At 54.7% G+C, this 19,587-nt stretch carries 16 protein-coding genes and 1 pseudogene; 7 read left to right on the plus strand and 10 right to left on the minus strand.

Annotation, left to right across the window (positions count from 1 at the left end; all coding sequences use genetic code 11):
- The first annotated feature begins 5 nt into the window (after positions 1 to 5).
- The 6 genes and pseudogenes from ACQG03_RS04960 to ACQG03_RS04985 all read left to right on the plus strand — a co-directional run bounded on the left by ACQG03_RS04960 (position 6) and on the right by ACQG03_RS04985 (position 8,355).
- Positions 6 to 1,844 carry a TolC family protein gene (locus ACQG03_RS04960; protein ID WP_237765606.1) on the plus strand — a complete coding sequence of 613 codons (1,839 nt, stop codon included), beginning with the start codon at positions 6 to 8 and terminating at the stop codon, positions 1,842 to 1,844.
- 19 nt (positions 1,845 to 1,863) lie between these two features.
- Positions 1,864 to 2,616 (plus strand): efflux RND transporter periplasmic adaptor subunit, encoded by a 753-nt coding sequence (locus ACQG03_RS04965; protein ID WP_063163726.1) that lies wholly within the window; start codon positions 1,864 to 1,866, stop codon positions 2,614 to 2,616.
- A gap of 1 nt (position 2,617) precedes the next feature.
- Positions 2,618 to 3,970 (plus strand): efflux RND transporter periplasmic adaptor subunit, encoded by a 1,353-nt coding sequence (locus tag ACQG03_RS04970; protein WP_063163725.1) that lies wholly within the window; start codon positions 2,618 to 2,620, stop codon positions 3,968 to 3,970.
- Complete coding sequence (locus tag ACQG03_RS04975) at positions 3,967 to 6,087, plus strand: HlyD family efflux transporter periplasmic adaptor subunit (RefSeq protein ID WP_237765605.1); 2,121 nt, start codon at positions 3,967 to 3,969, stop codon at positions 6,085 to 6,087. Before ACQG03_RS04970 ends, ACQG03_RS04975 begins: the two co-directional genes overlap by 4 nt.
- 3 nt (positions 6,088 to 6,090) lie before the next feature.
- Positions 6,091 to 7,662 (plus strand): EAL domain-containing protein, encoded by a 1,572-nt coding sequence (locus ACQG03_RS04980; RefSeq protein WP_426726095.1) that lies wholly within the window; start codon positions 6,091 to 6,093, stop codon positions 7,660 to 7,662.
- A gap of 225 nt (positions 7,663 to 7,887) precedes the next feature.
- A pseudogene (locus ACQG03_RS04985) lies at positions 7,888 to 8,355 on the plus strand (ferritin-like domain-containing protein).
- 249 nt (positions 8,356 to 8,604) lie between these two features.
- Here ACQG03_RS04985 and ACQG03_RS04990 read toward each other — a convergent pair.
- The 8 genes from ACQG03_RS04990 to ACQG03_RS05025 form a co-directional block, all read right to left on the minus strand.
- Positions 8,605 to 8,997 (minus strand): putative zinc ribbon protein, encoded by a 393-nt coding sequence (locus tag ACQG03_RS04990; protein ID WP_074148401.1) that lies wholly within the window; start codon positions 8,995 to 8,997, stop codon positions 8,605 to 8,607.
- A 275-nt stretch (positions 8,998 to 9,272) separates the two neighbouring features.
- Positions 9,273 to 9,485, minus strand: a complete 213-nt coding sequence (locus ACQG03_RS04995; RefSeq protein ID WP_063163722.1) for a hypothetical protein — start codon at positions 9,483 to 9,485, stop codon at positions 9,273 to 9,275.
- A 64-nt stretch (positions 9,486 to 9,549) separates the two neighbouring features.
- Positions 9,550 to 9,801 (minus strand): zinc ribbon domain-containing protein, encoded by a 252-nt coding sequence (locus tag ACQG03_RS05000; protein ID WP_063163721.1) that lies wholly within the window; start codon positions 9,799 to 9,801, stop codon positions 9,550 to 9,552.
- A gap of 123 nt (positions 9,802 to 9,924) precedes the next feature.
- A complete protein-coding gene (locus ACQG03_RS05005; RefSeq protein WP_139153958.1) occupies positions 9,925 to 11,565 on the minus strand; it encodes a class I SAM-dependent methyltransferase in 1,641 nt (546 codons plus the stop codon).
- Positions 11,566 to 11,572: 7 nt separating this feature from the next.
- The gene (locus ACQG03_RS05010; protein ID WP_022647185.1) at positions 11,573 to 11,830 is read right to left on the minus strand and encodes a YjhX family toxin; all 258 of its coding nucleotides are present in this window, start codon (positions 11,828 to 11,830) and stop codon (positions 11,573 to 11,575) included.
- Between the two features lie 220 nt (positions 11,831 to 12,050).
- Positions 12,051 to 13,171 (minus strand): IS3-like element ISSen4 family transposase gene (locus tag ACQG03_RS05015; RefSeq protein WP_085950818.1). Its coding sequence is split into 2 segments (ribosomal slippage): positions 12,051 to 12,913 and positions 12,913 to 13,171, totalling 1,122 coding nucleotides; the frame shifts between segments, so codons are not numbered across the junction.
- 143 nt (positions 13,172 to 13,314) lie between these two features.
- The gene (locus tag ACQG03_RS05020; RefSeq protein WP_023299408.1) at positions 13,315 to 15,252 is read right to left on the minus strand and encodes a putative bifunctional diguanylate cyclase/phosphodiesterase; all 1,938 of its coding nucleotides are present in this window, start codon (positions 15,250 to 15,252) and stop codon (positions 13,315 to 13,317) included.
- Positions 15,253 to 15,269: 17 nt separating this feature from the next.
- Positions 15,270 to 15,764 (minus strand): molybdopterin-dependent oxidoreductase, encoded by a 495-nt coding sequence (locus tag ACQG03_RS05025; protein WP_022647187.1) that lies wholly within the window; start codon positions 15,762 to 15,764, stop codon positions 15,270 to 15,272.
- A gap of 182 nt (positions 15,765 to 15,946) precedes the next feature.
- On the opposite strand from ACQG03_RS05025, the gene ACQG03_RS05030 reads away from it, so the two are divergent.
- Positions 15,947 to 16,456, plus strand: a complete 510-nt coding sequence (locus ACQG03_RS05030) for a hypothetical protein (RefSeq protein WP_023299409.1) — start codon at positions 15,947 to 15,949, stop codon at positions 16,454 to 16,456.
- A 22-nt stretch (positions 16,457 to 16,478) separates the two neighbouring features.
- Here the strand turns inward: ACQG03_RS05030 and ACQG03_RS05035 are convergent, their stop codons facing one another.
- The gene (locus ACQG03_RS05035) at positions 16,479 to 18,263 is read right to left on the minus strand and encodes a diguanylate cyclase (protein WP_063163719.1); all 1,785 of its coding nucleotides are present in this window, start codon (positions 18,261 to 18,263) and stop codon (positions 16,479 to 16,481) included.
- Positions 18,264 to 18,377: 114 nt separating this feature from the next.
- Complete coding sequence (locus tag ACQG03_RS05040) at positions 18,378 to 19,487, minus strand: AI-2E family transporter (protein WP_022647190.1); 1,110 nt, start codon at positions 19,485 to 19,487, stop codon at positions 18,378 to 18,380.
- Between the last annotated feature and the right edge of the window lie 100 nt (positions 19,488 to 19,587).

The raw sequence follows: 19,587 nt of genomic DNA on the forward strand, positions 1-19,587 counted from the left end.
TTTTGATGATGGCTGTGATGCTCAGCGGTTGCGGAACCATAAAACCGACCCCGCTAACCCAGGATGAGATTACGGCAAGGGTGAATCAGGACCGCGCCGCCATGTACCAGGGGCAGGAGCCGCTGAATGGTCCACTGACGCTCTCCGACGCGATGGCGCGGGCGCTTAAATACAATCTGGACTACCGCCTTAAGATGATGGAGACCACGCTGGCCCGTACCCAGCTCGATCTCTCTTCCCAGGATATGTTGCCGAAGCTTATGGCCGACGCGGGCTACCGCTGGCGAAACAATGACTCGGGTGGTACCAGCGTGGGTATCGACGATCGGGTGGTCAGCCTGCGGCCTTCCACCTCGGAGGAGCGTGAGCACTATCTGGCGGATGCGACCTTCTCCTGGGACGTGCTGGATTTCGGCATGAGCTACTTCCGCGCCCGCCAGCAGGCGGATGAGGTGAATATCGCCGAGGAGCGCCGGCGCAAGGTGCTGCAAAATATCGTGCAGGAGGTGCGTGACGCCTACTGGCGCGCCCTGGGCGCCCAGCGACTGCTGGCGGAAACCACGCCGCTGGCCGACCAGATCGCCTCGGCGCTGGAAAAAACCCGCGAAGCCGAGCAGGCGGGTATCCTGCCGCCGGTAGAGGGGCTGGAGTACCAGCGCGCGCTGCTCGATGCCATCACCATGCTTAACCAGAAGCGTCAGCAGATGGAGATGGCGAAAAGCGAGCTGCGGGCTCTGATTAACGCCCCGCCGGGCAGTAACCTCGTGCTGGACGACAAGCCTCTGCCGCTCTCCGCGGTGCCGCAAAACATCGACAAGCTTGAGCAGATGGCGCTGGAGCGCCGCCCGGAGCTGCGCGAAGAGGATTACAAGACACGCATCGACAGCTATGAAACCCGGCGCCAGATCGCCTCGCTTCTGCCTAACCTGAATCTCTTTGCCGGCGTGAACTACGACTCTAACGAATACCTCTATAACAATAACTGGGTGCAGGGCGGCGTGGGCGTCTCCATGAACCTCTTTAAGCTGCTCAGCATACCCGCCATCAGCGCCAATAACGACGCCCGGACCCAGACCGATAACGCCCGGCGTATGGCATTAAGCATGGCGGTGCTGACCCAGGTCCGCGTTGCGCTGGAACGCTATAAGCTGGCGGTTTACGATTTCCAGATCGCCGATCAGTCGGCGCAGGTCGATCAGCGGCTGGCCAGCATCTCAAAAGCCGGCTCGGACAACTCGCTGACCAGCGATCTGGAGACCCTGCGCACCCAGGCACGCTCGATTGTTTCTCGTTTTCAGATGGCGGGCTCGTATGCTGAAGCCCAGGCCGCCTACGGGCGCGTGCTGAACTCCGTAGGCATTGACCTGCTGCCTGCGCAGGTCAGCCGCACCGACGTGGCGAGCCTCTCCCGGGAAATTTCCGCCAGCCTGCGTCGGGAAGAACAAAACGTCTTTACCACCACGCAAACCGCCGTCGTTTCATCGCAGGCCATTCGCGTTGAGATCGAACGGGTGCCGGGTGGCGTAAGCCGCGCCGGGATTGAACGTGCGGTCAGCGAGGTGCTTGCCGCCAATCAGATGACATTAAGCGACGCGCCGCAAAGCCTGCGTCTGCAGATGCGTTTTACCACCCTCAGCAGCAGCACGGCGCGTAAGGGGCAGTGGACAATGGTGCTGGTGGACCGGGATGATAACGTCAGGCTATCGCGCCAATACCAGAGCTATCTGCCGGATGACGTCAGTACCCGTACCCTGAGCGCGCTGGCCCAGGCGGCGGCGCTGTCGGCAACCGATGATATTCAGCGTATTAGCGGCGCGGGTATGCAGCCGTTGACGTTACCTTAAGAGTGGTAGAGGAAGAGTAATGATGAAGTCTGTTCTGACGGCAATAGGATTGCTTCTTGGCAGCAGCCTGATACCCCTGCAGGCGCAGGAGGCTTCGGCGGGTGCCGAGCCGGTGCGTTTCCTGGTGCTTGCCAGTAAAGAGAGTCCGCTCTCCAGCGTGGTGGCGGGGCGCGTAGCGAAAGTCAACGTGCAGCTGGGTGATAATGTGGCGGCGGGAAAAGTGCTGGCGCAGCTGGATTGCCGCGATCTTAACGCCCGCCGCAGCGCCGCCCAGGCGGAATACCATGCGGCTCAGCTGCGCTACGAAGCCAAGGCCAGGCTTCAGGGGCTGAACTCTGCGGCGCAGCTGGAGGTGGGGCTGGCAGCAGCGGAAGTGAATCGCACCAAAGGCCAGAAGGGCATTTTTGACGCTCAGCTTGAACAGTGCCGCTTCGTCGCGCCGTTTAGCGGCACCGTCGCGCGGATCTATGTTAAAGAGGGGCAGGGGGTTGCCGCCGGGGGGCCGGTAATCGACATCGTGGGAAGCGGTACCCTGAGGGCGCGGCTCAATGTTCCGTCGAACTGGGTCACCTGGCTTGCGATCGGATCGCAGCTGGAGGCTACCGTGGGTGAAACCGGGAAAACCTACCCGCTGCGCGTGACCCATATGAGCGGTAAAGTGGATGCCGTCAGCCAGACGATTGAAATTGAAGCCAGCTTCCCTGACAAAACGGAAAACGTGCTGCCGGGCATGAGCGGCATGGCCGTGCCCCTTAGTGCCGGAGCGTCGTGACGTGGCTAGCAATACGTTATTCTTTCAGTTAGCCGCCAGGATCGAATCCATTACTGAAAAGACGGAGCTGGGGTTTGCCATTTGCAACGAAACCCGTCAGGCGGTGCCATACCGTCAGGCGGCGCTGCTGACGCTGAGTCCGGCTAATCGCGCGCATCTGGTGGCCCATTCTGGCCTGAGCGATGTGGATCGAAACACCCCTTACGCCCTGTGGCTGGGTGAAGTTTCCCGCCATATCGCCGGGAAATGTCGCGCCCTGCCTTCTGCCGCCCGCATTTTGCATCTTACCCCCGATCTCCTGAGCGAAACGCTGGCAGGTGCGTGGAGCGAGTGGCTGCCCGAGCACGTCTGGGTGCTACCGCTGGCGGGAGCTGATAACGCAATCCATGCCTTGCTCTTTATTGGACGCGACGATCCCTGGCCGGGGACGCTAACTCCGGAGATGCCGGAGTTTACGCTGCTTCAGCTTAGCGGCCTTTACGGGTACGCCTGGTGGGCGCTTACCGCCCGCCCGTCGGCCTTCAGGCGTTTCTGGCAAAAAAACGCCGGGCGACGTCTGGGATATGCGCTGTTGCTGCTGCTGGTGATTTTTCTTATTCCGGTGCGGGAATATACCCTGGTCCCGGCGGAGATTATCTCTATGGAGACGGAGACCATCGCCGCGCCTGATTCGGGGGTCATTAAGCGCATGATGGTGCTGCCAAACATGCCGGTCGAAAAGGGCCAGGTGCTGGCAATGCTGGATGACACCACCCTCAATAACCGGCTGGCGGTAGCGCGGGCGGAGATGAATACCGCCAGCGTAACGCTGCACCAGACCTCCCAGCAGGCCATTGAGGATCAGCAGGCGAAGAGCGAGCTGGCGATGGCGGAAGGAAAATGGCGGGAAAAGCGGGTTGAGGTGGAATCGCTGGCCCGCGATCTGGAAAAACTGACCATTCGCGCGCCGCGTGCGGGGGTCTTTATCTATTCCGATCCGGATGACTGGGTGGGCCGCCCCGTGCAGACGGGTGAACGCCTGGGGCTGCTGGCCGATCCGGACAAGCTTGGCGTTCGCGGCTGGGCGCCGGTAAGCGAGTCCACCAACCTGACTCCGGGGGCGCCGATGACCGTGTTTTTGAAGGTCGCACCGCTGAAGTCCTTCACCGCGCGGCTCGATTATGCGGGATATCAGAGCGTGGAAGCGCCCAACGGGGTGGCAAGTTATCTGCTGCGTGGTTCGCTGACGGGGAAAGCAGATATCGCCCGCATCGGTCTGCAGGGTACCGCGAGGGTGACCGGCGACTGGAGCCTGCTGGGCTATCTGATGCTGCGTAGACCTATCGCCACCCTGCGCGCATGGAGCGGCTGGTGATCCCCTCAGCCCTGGAGGCCATGGCCCAGAAATCCCCGCCCTGGCCTGCGCTGCGCGATGAGCTGCAGCTCAGTTCCGCAGGACGCAACCGCGACGGCTCACCCGCCTGGCATCTGACCGATCCGGTACGTAATCTCTTCTTCCGCCTGGGGTGGCTGGAGATCGAAATACTTAAACGCTGGCAAATGGCTGATGCGGCAGTGATTGCGGATACCATCCGCCAGCAAACCACGCTGCAGCCGGAGGAGGAGGACGTCAGCGATTTTGTGGCGTTTCTTCAGCAACAGCAGCTTCTGCGAACCGCTCGCTATCGCCCCGGGGAGACGGTATGGAAGCGGCTGTTGCACAGCTACCTTTTTGTGCGTATCCCGCTGATACATCCCGACCGCATGCTACGCCGCTTACTGCCGATGGTCAGGGTGCTCTTCAGCCAGGCGTTTTTACTCCTCACGCTGGTGGTCAGTGCGGTTGGCCTGTTTTTGGCCATCCGACAGTGGGATAACGTCGTGGCCGGCTTACATAATTCAGTAAGCTGGCATGGGGCTCTCGGCTTTGCCGTGGCGCTGGTTTTATCGAAGTGCTGGCATGAGCTGGGGCACGCCTTTACCGCCGCCCGGCACGGTGTGCGCGTCGGGCATATGGGAGTCGCGCTGCTGGTGATGCTGCCGATGGCCTACACAGATACCGGTGAAAGCTGGAAACTATCCCGCTCCGGCGAGCGGTTAAAGATTGCCTGCGCAGGTATTGTGGCCGAGCTGATACTTGCGGGATGGGCAACGCTGCTCTGGTCTCTTGCGCCAGAGGGGCCGGTTAAAAATGCGTTCTTTTTTCTGGCCACCACGGCCTGGATCATGACGGTGGCGGTCAACGCCAGCCCGTTTATGCGCTTCGACGGTTACTACATTCTAAGCGATTACCTTGATTTCCCCGGTCTTCATGAGCGGGCGGGAAACTGGGCAAAGCGTGCGATGCGGCGCGTACTTTGGGGACTGGACGACCCCCGGCCCGAAAATCTGTCGCCAGGCTTTGCGCTGTTCTTAACGCTGTTTGCCTTCGCCACCTGGATCTACCGGCTGATCCTCTTTATTGGTATTGCGGTTGTGGTCTACCACGCCTTTTTTAAAGCGCTGGGCGTGGTTCTTTTTCTTATTGAAATCATTACGTTTGTGGTGCAACCCATGTTCAGGGAACTTAAAGTCTGCTGGTCTCGTCGCCGGGAGATGCCGCGCCGCCACCGCATGCGGCTGGCGCTGGTGCTGGCGGTAGTGGCCGTTGTGGTATTCACGCCGTGGTCCGGTAAGGTCACCCTACATGGGGTACTGGAAGCGGGCGTTGTGCAGCCGGTTTATACTCCGTTTGCCGCGCGGCTCTCCGATGTGCTGGTTCAGGAGGGACAGACAGTGGCGCTAAACCAGCCGCTGTTTGAGCTGGATGCCCCGCTGCCTGAAACCTCTGTCCATAAGGCCAGCGAACTGCGGGAGGCCTGGGAGGCGAATGCGAGAGGAGCGCTCGGGCTGGATAAGGATGGCCCGGCCCGCCAGGTGATGGCGGAGCAGATGGCGCGGGAGTTTGCTCAGCAGCAAAACGCGGGCAGCGGTGAGTTAAAGCGGCTGAAGCTGCTTGCTGCGACGTCAGGCGTAATAGAGGACGTTGACCGCACGGTCACGCCCGGCAGCTGGATAGCCCCCGATACGCGCATCGCCAGCGTGGTGAATGCCCATCGCTGGCGAGTAAAAGCCCTTGCGGGTGAAGAGGATCTGCTGCGCCTCCACGATGGCGCCAGGGTTAAAGTGTGGTTGCCGGGACAGTGGCAGCCGCTGACGGGCGAGGTTACCTCAATTGATAACAGCGCGGTAACCAGGCTGCCCTCCCTGCTGCTGGCAAAAGATCATGGGGGGCCGATTGCCCTCAACCCGACGCATGCCAAAAAGGATCTGCGTCCTGAAGGCGTGTGGTATAGGGTATCCATCGAGGGACGAACCCCTGAACATGGCGGAGTGCGTGAGGGAAGGGTTACCGTCTCGATCGTCAGTGAAAAAGAGAGCCTTGCTCGCAGATGGCTGAATAGTGCAATGTTGACGCTTATCCAGCAAACCGGGCTGGGAAAGGAGGGATAAACCGTGGTGAAAGGTTCCTGTTTGTCACGCTTTTACGCCCGGTTCTCTGCCTCTTCCGCGTCGTATAGAGTGCGGATGGTCATCTCCGTAGCGATAGCGCTGGCATTAATGATCGCCGGGCTGATGGTGACTGGCTCACACGAGCTGAAGAATGAACGTCGTGACGCCAGCGCCGCTTCAAAGAAGCTTCTTAGCTATACCGAGAATTTGTTTGATGAGGCCAACGTGGCGGCGAAACAGGGCTGGCTTGCGCGTGATATTCTGTGCAACGACAAAAAGTCGCGCACGCTGGATATTCTTATTGCCCGCTATCCCCATATACGAGGGCTTAATTTTGTTGAAAACGGCCAGGTGTGGTGCTCCTCACTGACCGGCAATGAGATTCGCCAGATCCCGGCAGATCTGCAGAGCGGTGAGCGGGTCGGCGTGCTGGCTGGTGACGTGGTAACGCCCGACGTCCCCGTCCTCTATTACTTTGTCCCGGTCGGACATGACGAGGTGCTGATAAGCATCAATGGACTGTTTATCATTAACGCTTTCCGGCTTGCCGGGGTGGAGATGCCGACCTTCATTCAGATTGGCAACTCCAGGGTGACAAGCACCGGCGAGGTGCTCTATTCGCAAAAAAGACAGCATTATCAATATGAGACGGTGGTTTCCTCACGCTATCCCCTGCGCGTCTCTTTTGAAAGGCCAACGAGCCTGCACTGGCATAAATACTGGCGCAATAACGTCCAGCTAATCATTTTCTTTACACTACTTTCGGCGGTGGCAGGACAGCTCTGCTGGCGCGCTTTATCACGTTTATCCTCTCCGGCACAGGCGCTGCGCCAGGCCATCGCAGACAGGCACATCGTTCCTTATTATCAGCCCGTATATGATAGCCTGACGCATAATATTGCCGGATTTGAGGTTTTAGCCCGCTGGAAGCAGGGCGACAGCGGCTTTATTTCACCTGATGTGTTTATCCCGCTGGCTGAACAGACCCGCCTTATCGTGCCGCTTACGCGGATGCTAATGGCGCAGGTCACTGACGATCTGCGCAAGGTAATCGGTCATTTTCCCCCGAATATACATATTGCGCTGAATATTAGTGCGGAACACTTCGTTGATCATAATCTGCTGAGTGACGTGCAAAGCATGCTCGAGGCATTTCACCCACACCCGGTAAAGATCGTGCTGGAGCTTACGGAGCGGCAGTCCATAGAGACAACGGCAGAGGCGCTGGCAAATATTGAGGCGCTGAAAAAGATAGGCGTGGCTATTGCCCTGGATGATTTCGGTACGGGGTACTCCAACTTGGCGTGGATAGCACAGCTTAATCCCGATTTTATCAAAATCGATAAGCTCTTCGTCGGGCAGATAGGCCAGGACAAAGAGACGGCCCTGGTGGACAGCGTCATTGAGATTGCACGAAAAATGCACCTACAGCTGATTGCCGAAGGTGTAGAAACAGCGGAGCAGGTTGAGTATCTGCGCAATAAGCAGATCGAGTTTTTGCAGGGATACTATTTTTCCCGCCCCATTCCTGCTAACCAGTTTATTCGCATGGTGATCCTGAAGGGGTATTTCTGAAATTTTAGCTCTCGCTTTGAAGATCTGCCGACCCAGGCAGGGCAGGATTATAAACCGAAGCGGTGCGGCTGAAGCCTGTGTCTGGCTCCGGATATCTGCCATTATGGCGCTGTAAAAAACTTGGGATTGTCTGGCCCAAGAATCTAATGGTTCGACGGCAGCGGATGCTGCCGTAGTGATTGTCTATCCTTTAGCCTGAATCTTAATTGTTAATTCAAACAGGTTATGAGTATTAAAACGCTTGAAGATCTTTTTATTCACGATCTCTCGGATGTTTACAGTGCTGAAAAGCAGATTATTCGCGCCTTGCCAAAGATGGCCCGTGCTGAGGCGGATGAAAAGCTTGTGGCAGCATTTCAGCAGCATCTTGAAGAAACATAGTGACAGATAGAACGTCTGGATGAACTGGTGGAGAAGACGGACGGTGTTCGTATCAAACGTATGAAATGCCATGCCATGGAGGGGCTTGGAAGAAGCCTAGGAATCATTGCTTCTGTCGAGGCGGGTCCGGGATGCGGGTCTTATTGGTGCAGCCCAGAAAGTGGAGCACTATGAAATTGCCACCTATGGGACCGTGCACGCGCTGGCGATCAGGCTGGGTTATAAGCAGGCCGCACGTCTGCTGGCTGAAACGCTGAAAGAAAAAAAACCACAGACCAGAAACTGACTCTAATCGCAGAACACCAGTCCTGAGAACGTTGTATTTGTTTCAACGCCCGCTGAGATAAGTCAGGCATGACGTAGTTATCCGCGCAAAAATACCCGGCACTGCGACTTATTTTTCAGGACTCAACCGCGATGCCTTCCTTCGAAACGTTTAGGGGGATGTTAACGGGTTTGTGCTCGCTGATAATCACAGGCAGGAGGATTGGGACTATGAGTAATATTCATTAATCGAAAAGATCAGTGCAGGTTTTGTGAAGTCAACGATAAGCAGTATTCTCATCGTGAGGCCTCTTCCGGCATATGGCACAAGTCGCCAATACCACATGACACGCAATAACGTTCACCGTGGTAATTGTTGCCGCAGTCGCTACAGTGCCAGTCAGTCCTGAGTATCACGGGTTGAGCATCCGCCACGTAACGGCGCAACTTAAGAATTCGTCTTACTTCCTTTTCCACAGAATTTACATACGGGCAGTACTGTCGCCCGTTCTCCGTTAGATCGTCGGGCCGGTGTTCAAACCACGGGCGTTCTGTGTCGTATCCAGGTTGGTATTGCAGCGCACTGCCGCAATGGTGGCAGGTATACCTGTCGTAAGGGGCAGTCTGCGCAATATGGGCACCGGTCAGACGACCATTACCGTCGAGAGCGATAAAGGATTTGGCGTACATAGTATTGGCTCCTGCCAGGCAATTCGTAGGCGTCAGCAGTCCCTGTACGGGCTACGCGGGCAGGGTGTGAATGGCGGATTAGCTATGTGTTATCGGCGGAGGCGAAGTAAGCCTGTGTCGGGTGTCGTTACTGTTCTTTGGTTGGCACACTATGGAGTTCTGGCGTAAAAACATTCAGACATCTCGGCATTTATCAACTCGTCCAACGCTCTTCTGAAATTTGCGGGATCGGTTTAGTTTCAGGTGGGGGCACTGAGGCCCCCGGTTTATCGTTCTCAGGATTGTGCGGTGTAATACACGAAAGCCAGCTTGTTGCCATCGGGATCTCTGACGTAAGCGCTGTAGAAACCTTCGCCGAAATGCGGACGTAGGCCTGGTGCCCCCTCGTCCGTGCCGCCGCGAGGATACGCCAGTATATTCATCAGCGGATCGTAAAATGTAATGGCGCGTGACAGATCATTGGTCCCTAGCATAATGTAAGAAAACATCTGCTCTCCTTTATGGAACCAGGGGAGAGAAGATAGCCTGTCTAAATCACGCAGGCTTTGTTTTTCATTCATCCGCTTTATGAGCCCAAGCGGGCATTGCCGTCAGGTAACGTTTTGCTCGCTTCTGTGCTTCTTCCGGGCCGACTTTTTGCCAGGAATCAAGGAAGCTGGCCAGGCCTGATACCGCTTCTTCCCAGGGTTTAAGATTGCCGTTGCTGTCGCTGCAGTACGCGCAATATTGATCGCTGGCACTGTGTGCATCGGGTGCAGACATCGGCATTCCACAAGCCTGACAGAACTGTTCATGTTGTGACATATGATGATCCTTATGGTGACATCCTGATTAATAAATATACGGAATATGTATTGTATAGGTGATGCTTCAGATCAAAATAAAGGCTAAGCCCCGTATCTCCAGTCAGAAATACCGGGCTTGTTGTTACCTGGCAATTAGCGCGAACACGCCCCAGCCAAAGTATTCCCGGGCGTACGTTACGTGGCGTTTCGGCGCGATGTTTAGCTCGGCCCTGACTTCGGCGGCGAAGTCGTCATCAGGATTAGCCTCCAGCCAGCGGCGCATGGTCAGCCATTTCGCGGCTTCATACCGGTCCCAGCCTTCCTGGTCTGCCAGTACCATTTCCACCACGTCGTAGCCGAGGTCGTCAAACGCGCTGATAAGCCCGGGGAGCGTCAGGAAATCGCTTGTCGAGCCGACGCCACAGGCCTGGGCAATCTCTTCCGTCGCGGGTAGCTGACGCCAGTAGGGTTCGCCGATAAGCATGATCCCGCCAGGTTTCAGGCTTTGCGCCAGCAGCTCAACCGTCCCGGCAAACCCACCGGCAATCCATGTCGCGCCAACGCAGGCGGCCACATCGCATTTCTCTTCTGTAACGTATCCGGCGGCGTCGTTATGTATGAACTGAACCCGGTTGCTGACGCCGAGCTCTTCGGCGCGGCGTCTGGCCTGCTCGCTGAACAACTGGCTCATATCGATACCGACACCGGTAATGGCGTGATCCCGGGCCCAGGTGCAGAGCATCTCGCCCGAGCCGCTGCCGAGGTCAAGAATGCGGGTCTCCGGCTTCATGCGCAGCACGCGGCCAAGCGTGGCGTACTTCTCTTCGGTGAACGGGTTGTGGATGCGGTGCTCGCTTTCACTGATGGTAAAAATACGTGGGATATCCAATGTGGAATTCCTTTTATTGCGTTGAGTATTAAGAGGCTGTTTCTCTGAAATATTTGCTTTTTCAGCCAGCAGAACAAACAGCTTCCTTTCGAATGTCTCGCTGACTGGCCAGTCGTGGCTTTCAGGAGGAGGAAGCAGGGCAAACCCGGCATTGTCGAGCAGGCTGACGTACTCATCATCGCGCCAGGCCGTCATCTGGCTGCCGAAACGGGTGGTTTGACCGTTTGCTTCTATGGCCCAGAACTGCGTTGAGCTGGTCTGTGCTTCTTCATCCCAGCCATGTTCCGTCAGCAGCAGGTGAGGGACGCCCAGAAACAGCCCGTCGGGACAGCGTTGCCAGCTCGGTTCAGCCATTCCCTGACGCTTAACTTCGTCGAAAGTATGTACTTCAGTGAGCAGCCTGCCACCCGGCTCCAGCCACAGCGCGCAGCGGCTGACGAGTGAGCGCGCATCCGCCGTGCTAAACACATTCAGTTCCCCGAATGTCATCATGATGAAATTGAACGATTTATCCGGCCAGTATGCGCGGACATCCTGCTGAACATAATCGATATTCAATCCGGTGTTCTGCGCCTGCTGACGGGCCCAGCTCACGGATGCCGGTGAGAAATCCACGCCGGTGCAGTGAAATCCACGTTCCGCTAAGCGGTGGGTATAAAAGCCGGGGCCGCAGCCGAGATCGAGGATATATGCGCCAGGTGGTAACTGGCTGGCGATCCATTCGACCTGCTGCTCAATAACCTCCTGCCTGCGGCTGGCCCAGTCGTGCTCCTGCGACAAATGCTTCGCCAGCATGCGCTGGCTGAAGGCCGGTTCGTCCCAGGGAATTTTACTTTCCTGCGCCGACAGGTGAATGTGCCGGGATGAGGAAATAAGGGTGCTGATATCCATCATCCTCTCCTTAACGGTTATCGGGCTGGGCGCGGACGTTATTCAGCCCGGTAGTGTTAATGCGGTAGGGCTGACCGTTAACGGATTTGATCAGCTTTTTGGTTTTGAGCTTTTTGAAAACGGCGAGCGTGCAGTCAGCCAGCAGTAGCCCTTCGCGGCTATAGCATTCAACGGCGGTGACGCGGCCGGAGGTATTGCGGACGTGCACAATACGGCCACCTTTGGCGAGAACGTGTAAGGTACGTTGTTCCTGACGGGATAAATTCATACTGGAAAACCTGTTTAATCATCATGTGCAAAACGTGCAAACACACAGCGGTGTCCGCATTCGATTTCGGCGCATTGATAATCAGTCCGGCCTGGAAAGGTCGGTAAGCTGATTATCGGATGATTACATTCTCCAGCATCAAAGCCTCGGGTTGAGTTGAAAGGTATTTACGGGGTGAATGATAACACCTGTGACCTGCCCCCACGATTAGATACAACACTCAGTTAGTAACGTCGGAATCTTCATTCTCAGAATGACCCTTTCTCCAGCCCGCTGCAAATTCAGACGGTGTCTGATAATTCAGCGTGGAGTGCGGGCGGCATTCGTTATAATCCTGCCGCCAGTCATTAATAATTTTCCTGGCATGAACGATATCGCTGAACCAGTGCTCATTCAAACATTCATCGCGAAATCGTCCGTTAAAGCTCTCAATAAATCCGTTCTGCGTTGGCTTGCCCGGCTGGATTAAGCGCAACTCAACACCATGCTCAAAGGCCCATTGATCCAGTGCACGGCAAGTGAACTCCGGCCCCTGGTCAGTTCTTATCGTCGCCGGATAGCCTCGAAACAGTGCAATGCTGTCCAGAATACGCGTGACCTGAACGCCTGAAATCCCAAAGGCAACAGTGACCGTCAGGCATTCCTTTGTGAAATCATCGACGCAGGTAAGACACTTGATCCTGCGACCGGTGGAAAGTGCGTCCATGACGAAATCCATCGACCAGGTCAGATTGGGCGCCGCCGGACGGAGCAGCGGCAGACGTTCTGTTGCCAGCCCTTTACGACGTCTTCTGCGTTTTACGCCCAGGCCACTGAGGTGATAAAGCCGGTACACGCGCTTATGATTAACATGAAGCCCTTCACGGCGCAGCAACTGCCAAATACGACGGTAGCCAAAACGCCTGCGCTCCAGTGCCAGCTCAGTGATGCGCCCTGATAAATGCGCATCAGCAGCCGGACGGTGAGCCTCATAGCGGCAGGTCGACAGGGATAAACCTGTAAGCCTGCAGGCACGACGTTGCGACAGACCGGTCGCATCACACATCAACATCACGGCTTCCCGCTTCTGGTCTGTCGTCAGTACTTTCGCCCAAGAGCCACCTGAAGCGCCTCTTTATCCAGCATGGCTTCGGCAAGCAGCTTCTTGAGTCTGGTGTTCTCTTCCTCAAGCGACTTCAGGCGCTTAACTTCAGGCACCTCCATACCGCCATACTTCTTACGCCAGGTGTAAAACGTGGCATCGGAAATGGCATGCTTGCGGCAGAGTTCACGGGCGGGTACCCCAGCTTCGGCTTCGCGGAGAATACTGATGATCTGTTCGTCGGAAAAACGCTTCTTCATGGGGATGTCCTCATGTGGCTTATGAAGACATTACTAACATCGGGGTGTACTAATCAACGGGGAGCAGGTCACCTGATTTTTATAAGTGAATACCCAGGGGTGAAAAACGTGATCACGGTTGGCATCGGGCTGAGGAGAGGGAATCATTCCTGGCCGCTCTTAATTTTGCTGTCGACCCGAGGCTGTGGTTTGCTGAAAAGATATCCCTGCACAAGCTCGCAACCCAGAGCCTGAAGCCGCTCAAGCTGCTCTTCGGTCTCAACGCCCTCGGCTATAACGCCCATATTAAGGCTCTTAGCCATACCGGTAATAAGCTTCACAATATTAAGCGCATCTTCTTGTGTAGATATCGGATTGACAAAAGATTTATCGATCTTGATTTTATCAAAATTCAGTTCGCTGAGTCTGGAGAGCGACGAATAACCCGTGCCAAAATCATCAATGGAAATTCTTACGCCCAGTGCGCGGAGTTTTTTCAGAATCGCAATGGGGTTATTTCTGTCACTAAAGAGGGATGACTCCGTGACCTCTAACTCAAGACGGTTAGCCGGGAGCCCGGTCTCAGCCAGAACGGTCTGCACCGTATTAATAAATGATTTGCTGCCTAATTGAACAGGCGAGACGTTTACGGAGATCCTGGCCGGAACAGCCCAGGAGACCGCTTCCCTACAGGCCAGTTTAAGTACGGTTTTACCTATCTCGTTGATCATGCCTGTTTTTTCAGCGGCGAAAATAAAGCTATCCGGGGAAAGCATTCCCTTTACAGGATGCATCCAGCGAATAAGCGCTTCATAGCCGTAAATTTCCTTGCTGACGGAATTCACAATAGGCTGGTAATAAACAATAAACTCATTGTTTTCAATCGCCCTTGCCATATCATTTTCAAGCGTTCTGCTCTCCTGCAACTTCTGAAGCATTCGCTGACGGAAAACTTTAATCTGCTGTGAGCCTGCCTTTTTGGCTTCATAGAGCGCCAGATCGGCGAACTTATAAAGATAATCAGCACGTCGTTCATTATCTGATAAAACAATACCCACGCAGGTGGCAATTTTTATGAGCTGGTTATTAATCGTATAGGGTTTACTGATATTCTCGCTGATTTCTCTAGCGCGCAAAACGGCTTCGCTTTCGTTTAACCCACTGGCTAAAAAAGCAAACTCGTCTCCGCCTAAACGGTAAAATCTGTCTGAAATATTGCTCATGGCGGTCAATCGCCTGGATACCTGACGTAACAGTAAATCGCCAGCATCATGACCATAGGTATCGTTGACCTCTTTGAATCGGTCTAAATCAAATAACATTACCGTAACGGGAACATGATTTTCTTCGGCCTCAAGATTGAGTTTGCTGAGCTCATCCCAGAAGTACAGACGGTTTTTCATGCCAGTGAGGGAATCATGGTAAACGTCATACTCTAGTTTTGAATTCTGAATCTGTAGGGTCTCCTTGGATAACTGGAGTTCTTCTGCAAGACTTTCAACCTGCCTGTGCGCTTTAAGGATGTTTTTATTTTGATAGATCGTTAAAAAACCCAGGATAATACTCAGAATGATCAGCAGTAAAGAGAGGGCTGAGTAAATATAATACAGGATCTGTATTTTATGGTTGCTACTGTTAATCGTGCTAATGTCTTTCGTTAACGCGCTTGATGAAAGCTGACTGAGTGGAGCATCCAGCAAATGCATGGTATGAAGGTATGTTTTTACATCCGAATGGCTCATTTTTTCGAGGTTAGCATCCAGATACGTAAGGATTTTATCAAGGCTTAACGCGAGGTCATGATGTGCCTGAACGTTTTTAATGTAATGTCCTAAATCCCCCTCCTTAAACAGATCATTCTGGCTTAGCATAATTTCCAGCCGCATCCGGACCTGGTCTATCGTAACGTCATCGGAATCGGTTGCGTACAGACCAAGCCATGATTCAAAGCGGTAATATTCGGATACCAGTTGGGCGACAGACCATGACTCCGTGTAATGAGTCAGTTTTTGGAGCTCCTGCTGTCGATCGTAAACAAGAAAAGCAATATATCCAGTGGTGATAAAAAGAGAAAAAATGATACCAACCAGTATCCTGTTCATTATGTTCTCCTGAACTGCTATTCAATCTTCATTTTGCTGACCTGCCATGCCGATCGCGAATAATATATCTGATTATTTAATTCAGGAAGACTGTCGTAAGGATATACAATGAATGCCGGTCCTTTATCTCGGATGCGCATATATTCACCATTAACCTTCAAAGCGAGTATGGCATTATATTTTTTAAAGTCGCTCAGCGGGATGGCTGTCGCGTAATCATTAAGCGCTATAACATTGACCACGTTACCCTTTGCGCCAATATAATCCATGAGTTTGCTCATTGGAACACCCTCAAACTTTGTGCGGCCATTATACCAGGGGGATGATGTCTGGAAGCTCACCATACCGAGTTTTTCAAGGCTGGCGATATCAAACACGGCTTTTCCACTTTCATTCGTGTTCTCGATATTACCGTAAATCGTTAAAATGGGTTTACCAGCAGGTTTTGGCAACTCACCAGCCAGGGTGACGCTTTGCACTAAAAAGCAGCACAGCATTAGGATTAATCGCATTTCAGCCTCCACGTTTTAACATAAGTATAAGAATTATAATTTAGTTATCCTACTAGTTTATATATTTTATCTCTCCCCACGTTTATCCATCATAATCAGGATGTAAAAACGCCGTCAGTCGGCAGCCACCCGAGCGATGCTTAACCTTCTTACCGCAGACGCATGACAAGGAACCGTCCATCATGAAAAAAGATAGCTATGCCTTTTTAATTCCACTCATCGTTGGCGGGTTAGCGTTGATATTTGGCTTTGTTGTCTGGTCAATCGAGATTTATCGCGTGACATTTCTTACGGCCCTGGGGGAACAGTATCTTGCGGCTGTCACATTGCTGCTGCCGCTGGTGGCGATAGTGATGTTCGCCGCGAAGAGGGCGTTTAAAGACAAAACCCTTGTTGACGTTGTCAAACTTTACCTCGGCCTCATCATCTTCAGCCTGCCGGTTGCCATTTTCGTCATCTTTACCGCGGCCTGGCTACTGAACGGAGAATACTCTGCCTGGAGCCAACCTTACCGGTATGAATCCGGCAGCAGAAATAGCTGTTCGGGGGCGGAAGTCTATGAGCCGGAACTCAAGAGAGAGATCCGCATCTGTTATCCTCAGGGATATTATTTAATCGATGGCACCCTGTACGTGGAAAAGCGGAGTAATTCGCTGGGTATGGTGGTGCTTTGGGCGATCGCGCGATCCTGAACCTCAGGCTCGAATAACCCCTTTAGCCCGCCTCCAGCATCCCAAAGCTGACAATCCGCGAGCGGCCCAGCTCTTTCGCCCGGTACAACGCGACGTCCGCCGCGCGCAGCAGATTATCGCTCTGGGCGTGCTGCGGATAGCTGGCGATCCCGATCGACACATCCACCGGGCCAATCTCCGAAAGCCCGTAGCGCAGCGAAAGCGCATGCACGCTGTTGTAAATCTCCGTTGCAGCGGCGTGCGCTTCTTCCTCATCTGCATCGGTAAGAAGCACCAAAAACTCTTCACCCCCATAGCGGAAGGCCAGCCCGCTATCGTGTACCGCCCGTTGAATAATGGCTGCCACGCTTTTGATCACCAGATCGCCGGCCTCATGACCAAAGCGGTCATTAATGCTCTTGAAGTGATCGATATCGATCATCAGGCAGCTTACCGGCTCCTCGTTACGCACGGCCTGCTTCATTTGAGTACGTAACGTATCTTCCAGATGGTGGCGGTTACGCAGCCCCGTCAAGGGATCGAACAGGGCTTTTTCCAGCAGCGCATCGCGCAGCCGCTGGTTGGCCAGCGCCAGTCCCAGCGCCTCGGCCATCAGTTCCAGATAGGCGCGGGACGGCGCGGTTTCAGGCGTGATGTTCTGGAATGAGAGCAATCCAATCGCCTCGCCCTGAGCAATCAGGGGAACGCACAGCGATTGCTGCGCCTGTGATTCGGGCAGATGATAACAGCCGATATCCGGCTCGCCGTTCACTGGCGGATGGCTTTGACCACGCCGGACGGCCCAGCATTCGTCAGGATGGAACGGCTTTTTATCCCCTTCTGGCGATAGCCATTCGGCCGTACAGCGCATCTGCCACGGCTCGCGTTCCAGAATATACAGGCGCCCTGAAACCCCCGGCGCAATATTGGGTGCAAACAGCTCCGCCACATTCATCACGTCGGCAAAGTTTTCACAGCCCTGCAACCGCTGGGTCATTCGCGCCAGCAGTTCGCGGATGGCCCAGTCAGCATCGCGCTCTTTTTCCAGCCGCTGCCTTGCCAGCCCGTTCTCACGGAAGATGCGGATGGCCTGCGCCATATCACCGATTTCATCAACCTGGGTAAAGTTCGGCGTTTCGACGGCGTAATCCTGCGATGCAAGACGATGAACTACGTCACTCAGACGCACCACCGGACGGAGTACGCGGCGCTTGAGGATGAAAACCATCACAAACAGGAAGAGCAGGGCGGTCAGGCCGACCATCACCTCAGAGGCCGTTCGAAGCGTTTTGGACGTTTTGGTTGCGGCCTGCACGTCGGCAATAATGCGCTTGTCCAGCAGCATGCGAAAGCGTTCGATAGTGTTGTGTGCCCGTTCGAGTTCCAGCTCATAGCTCTTACCAAACAGCAGCGAAACGGCCTGCTGTTCCTCGCCACGGGCGATGCCGTCAATGGCTGCCTGCTGTTCATCCTGGAGATCGTCTACAATTTTCAGTCCGTCGTACAGCAGCGCCAGCTCTTCGCCCGATGCCCCCGTATTTTTGAGCTGTCGCAGCGTGTGTTCGATATTCTTCAGCTCGGCTTCTTTCGCCTGATATTTCTCAAGCACCTCGGGCTCTTTTTGGATGACGTAAAGCCGCGCCAGATCGGAGAGCATCCAGGTGTCTGTCTCGATCTCCTCCGTCAGCTGATCGAAGACCTGGCGTTGTTTAACGGCTTCACGTTCGATGTTATCGGCGTGGGAAGCCATCAGCATGACGATGCCGGAGGCAATGGTCAGGCACACCGTGACACCATAAGCCCAGTTCGTGATCGTGGCGATTCGCACCTGTTGGATCCTTCTACGACAAATGTGAAAGAGCGTTCATTTCAGATTATAGAAAACCTCTGATTTATCGCGAAAAAAAAGGCGGCACAGGGCCGCCTCACAGAACGCCTTTCTTTATAGATCCGGAGAATTCCTCCCCTCTTCGATAAAGTCTGCGTCCAGCTCCTCGGCGTTGCCTGCGTGATCGCGGCCGGAGAAGAGGTTCCAGCAGGCGATAAACAGAGCGGCAATCAGCGGCCCAATCACAAAGCCGTTGATGCCGTACAGCTCCATACCGCCGAGCGTGGTAATCAGTATCAGGTAGTCCGGCATTTTGGTGTCTTTGCCCACCAGCAGCGGACGCAACAGGTTGTCCACCAGCCCGACGATAATGACGAAGAAGCCCACAATGAACAGACCCTGCCACAGCTGGTGAGTGGCAAACAGGAAGATGGCGGCGGGAACCCAGACGATGGCCGACCCAACGGCAGGCACCAGGGAGAGAAATGCCATCAGTGCGCCCCACAATACGCTGCCGTCAATACCGACAATAGCAAAGGCGATACCACCGAGCGTGCCCTGAACCACCGCCACGACCGCCGTGCCTTTTACCGTGGCGCGCGAGACGCCGACAAACTTAGCGAACAGGTGCTGTTTGACGAAGTCAGACAGCGGCAGCGAGTCGAGGATCTGGCGCACCAGATACGGCCCGTCTTTCAGCAAGAAAAACAGCAGATACAGCATAATGCCAAAGCTGATGGCAAAGCCGAACGTCCCTTTCCCAATCAGGAACGCGCTGCCCGCCAGATACTGCCCGCCCTGTAACGCGACATCGGAGAGTTTTTTCTGGATCTGCGCGGCGTTGGTCAGGTTGTGATCCGCCAGGAAGCCGCTGGCCCAGTCCGGCAGGCGGTTGAAGATACCGGCGATCACTTCCGGGAACTGCGTGTTGTTCTGTTGCAGCCTGGTGTAAACCATGTTCAGTTCCACCGCGAGCGAGGAAAGGATCACCATCAACGGAATAAACACGATCAGGCAGATAATGCCGAGTGTGAGGAGTGAAGCCAGCCCGTTGCGATCGCCCAGCGCGGTACGCAGTTTGTTTTTCACCGGGTTGAAAATGATGGTCAGGATCGCGGCCCACAGAATCGCCGAGAAATAGGGAGACAGCACGTCAAAGAAGGCCCAGGTTACAAGGGCCAGGATGAGAATAAAGAAACCTTTGGTCAGTCCGTTAAATCGCATAGTGAGTCCTGGTGAAGAAGAAACTGTGTCGACTATAGAACTGATTTAAGGATTTACCAATAATTGCGCTGAAGTCGCGCCGGGTGGCTTTTTGTTAACA

The organism is Enterobacter cloacae complex sp. 342H5 (genome assembly GCF_050030905.1).
GTDB lineage: Bacteria > Pseudomonadota > Gammaproteobacteria > Enterobacterales > Enterobacteriaceae > Enterobacter > Enterobacter intestinihominis.

Excerpts from the sequence above, each read along its gene's own strand:
- ACQG03_RS04960 (WP_237765606.1), top strand. The coding sequence starts at position 6 with ATGATGGCTGTGATGCTCAGCGGTTGCGGAACCATAAAACCGACCCCG.
- ACQG03_RS04965 (WP_063163726.1), top strand. The coding sequence starts at position 1,864 with ATGATGAAGTCTGTTCTGACGGCAATAGGATTGCTTCTTGGCAGCAGC.
- ACQG03_RS04990 (WP_074148401.1), bottom strand. The coding sequence starts at position 8,997 with ATGTACGCCAAATCCTTTATCGCTCTCGACGGTAATGGTCGTCTGACC.
- ACQG03_RS04995 (WP_063163722.1), bottom strand. The coding sequence starts at position 9,485 with ATGTTTTCTTACATTATGCTAGGGACCAATGATCTGTCACGCGCCATT.
- ACQG03_RS05000 (WP_063163721.1), bottom strand. The coding sequence starts at position 9,801 with ATGTCACAACATGAACAGTTCTGTCAGGCTTGTGGAATGCCGATGTCT.
- ACQG03_RS05005 (WP_139153958.1), bottom strand. The coding sequence starts at position 11,565 with ATGATGGATATCAGCACCCTTATTTCCTCATCCCGGCACATTCACCTG.
- ACQG03_RS05010 (WP_022647185.1), bottom strand. The coding sequence starts at position 11,830 with ATGAATTTATCCCGTCAGGAACAACGTACCTTACACGTTCTCGCCAAA.
- ACQG03_RS05020 (WP_023299408.1), bottom strand. The coding sequence starts at position 15,252 with ATGAACAGGATACTGGTTGGTATCATTTTTTCTCTTTTTATCACCACT.
- ACQG03_RS05025 (WP_022647187.1), bottom strand. The coding sequence starts at position 15,764 with ATGCGATTAATCCTAATGCTGTGCTGCTTTTTAGTGCAAAGCGTCACC.
- ACQG03_RS05030 (WP_023299409.1), top strand. The coding sequence starts at position 15,947 with ATGAAAAAAGATAGCTATGCCTTTTTAATTCCACTCATCGTTGGCGGG.
- ACQG03_RS05040 (WP_022647190.1), bottom strand. The coding sequence starts at position 19,487 with ATGCGATTTAACGGACTGACCAAAGGTTTCTTTATTCTCATCCTGGCC.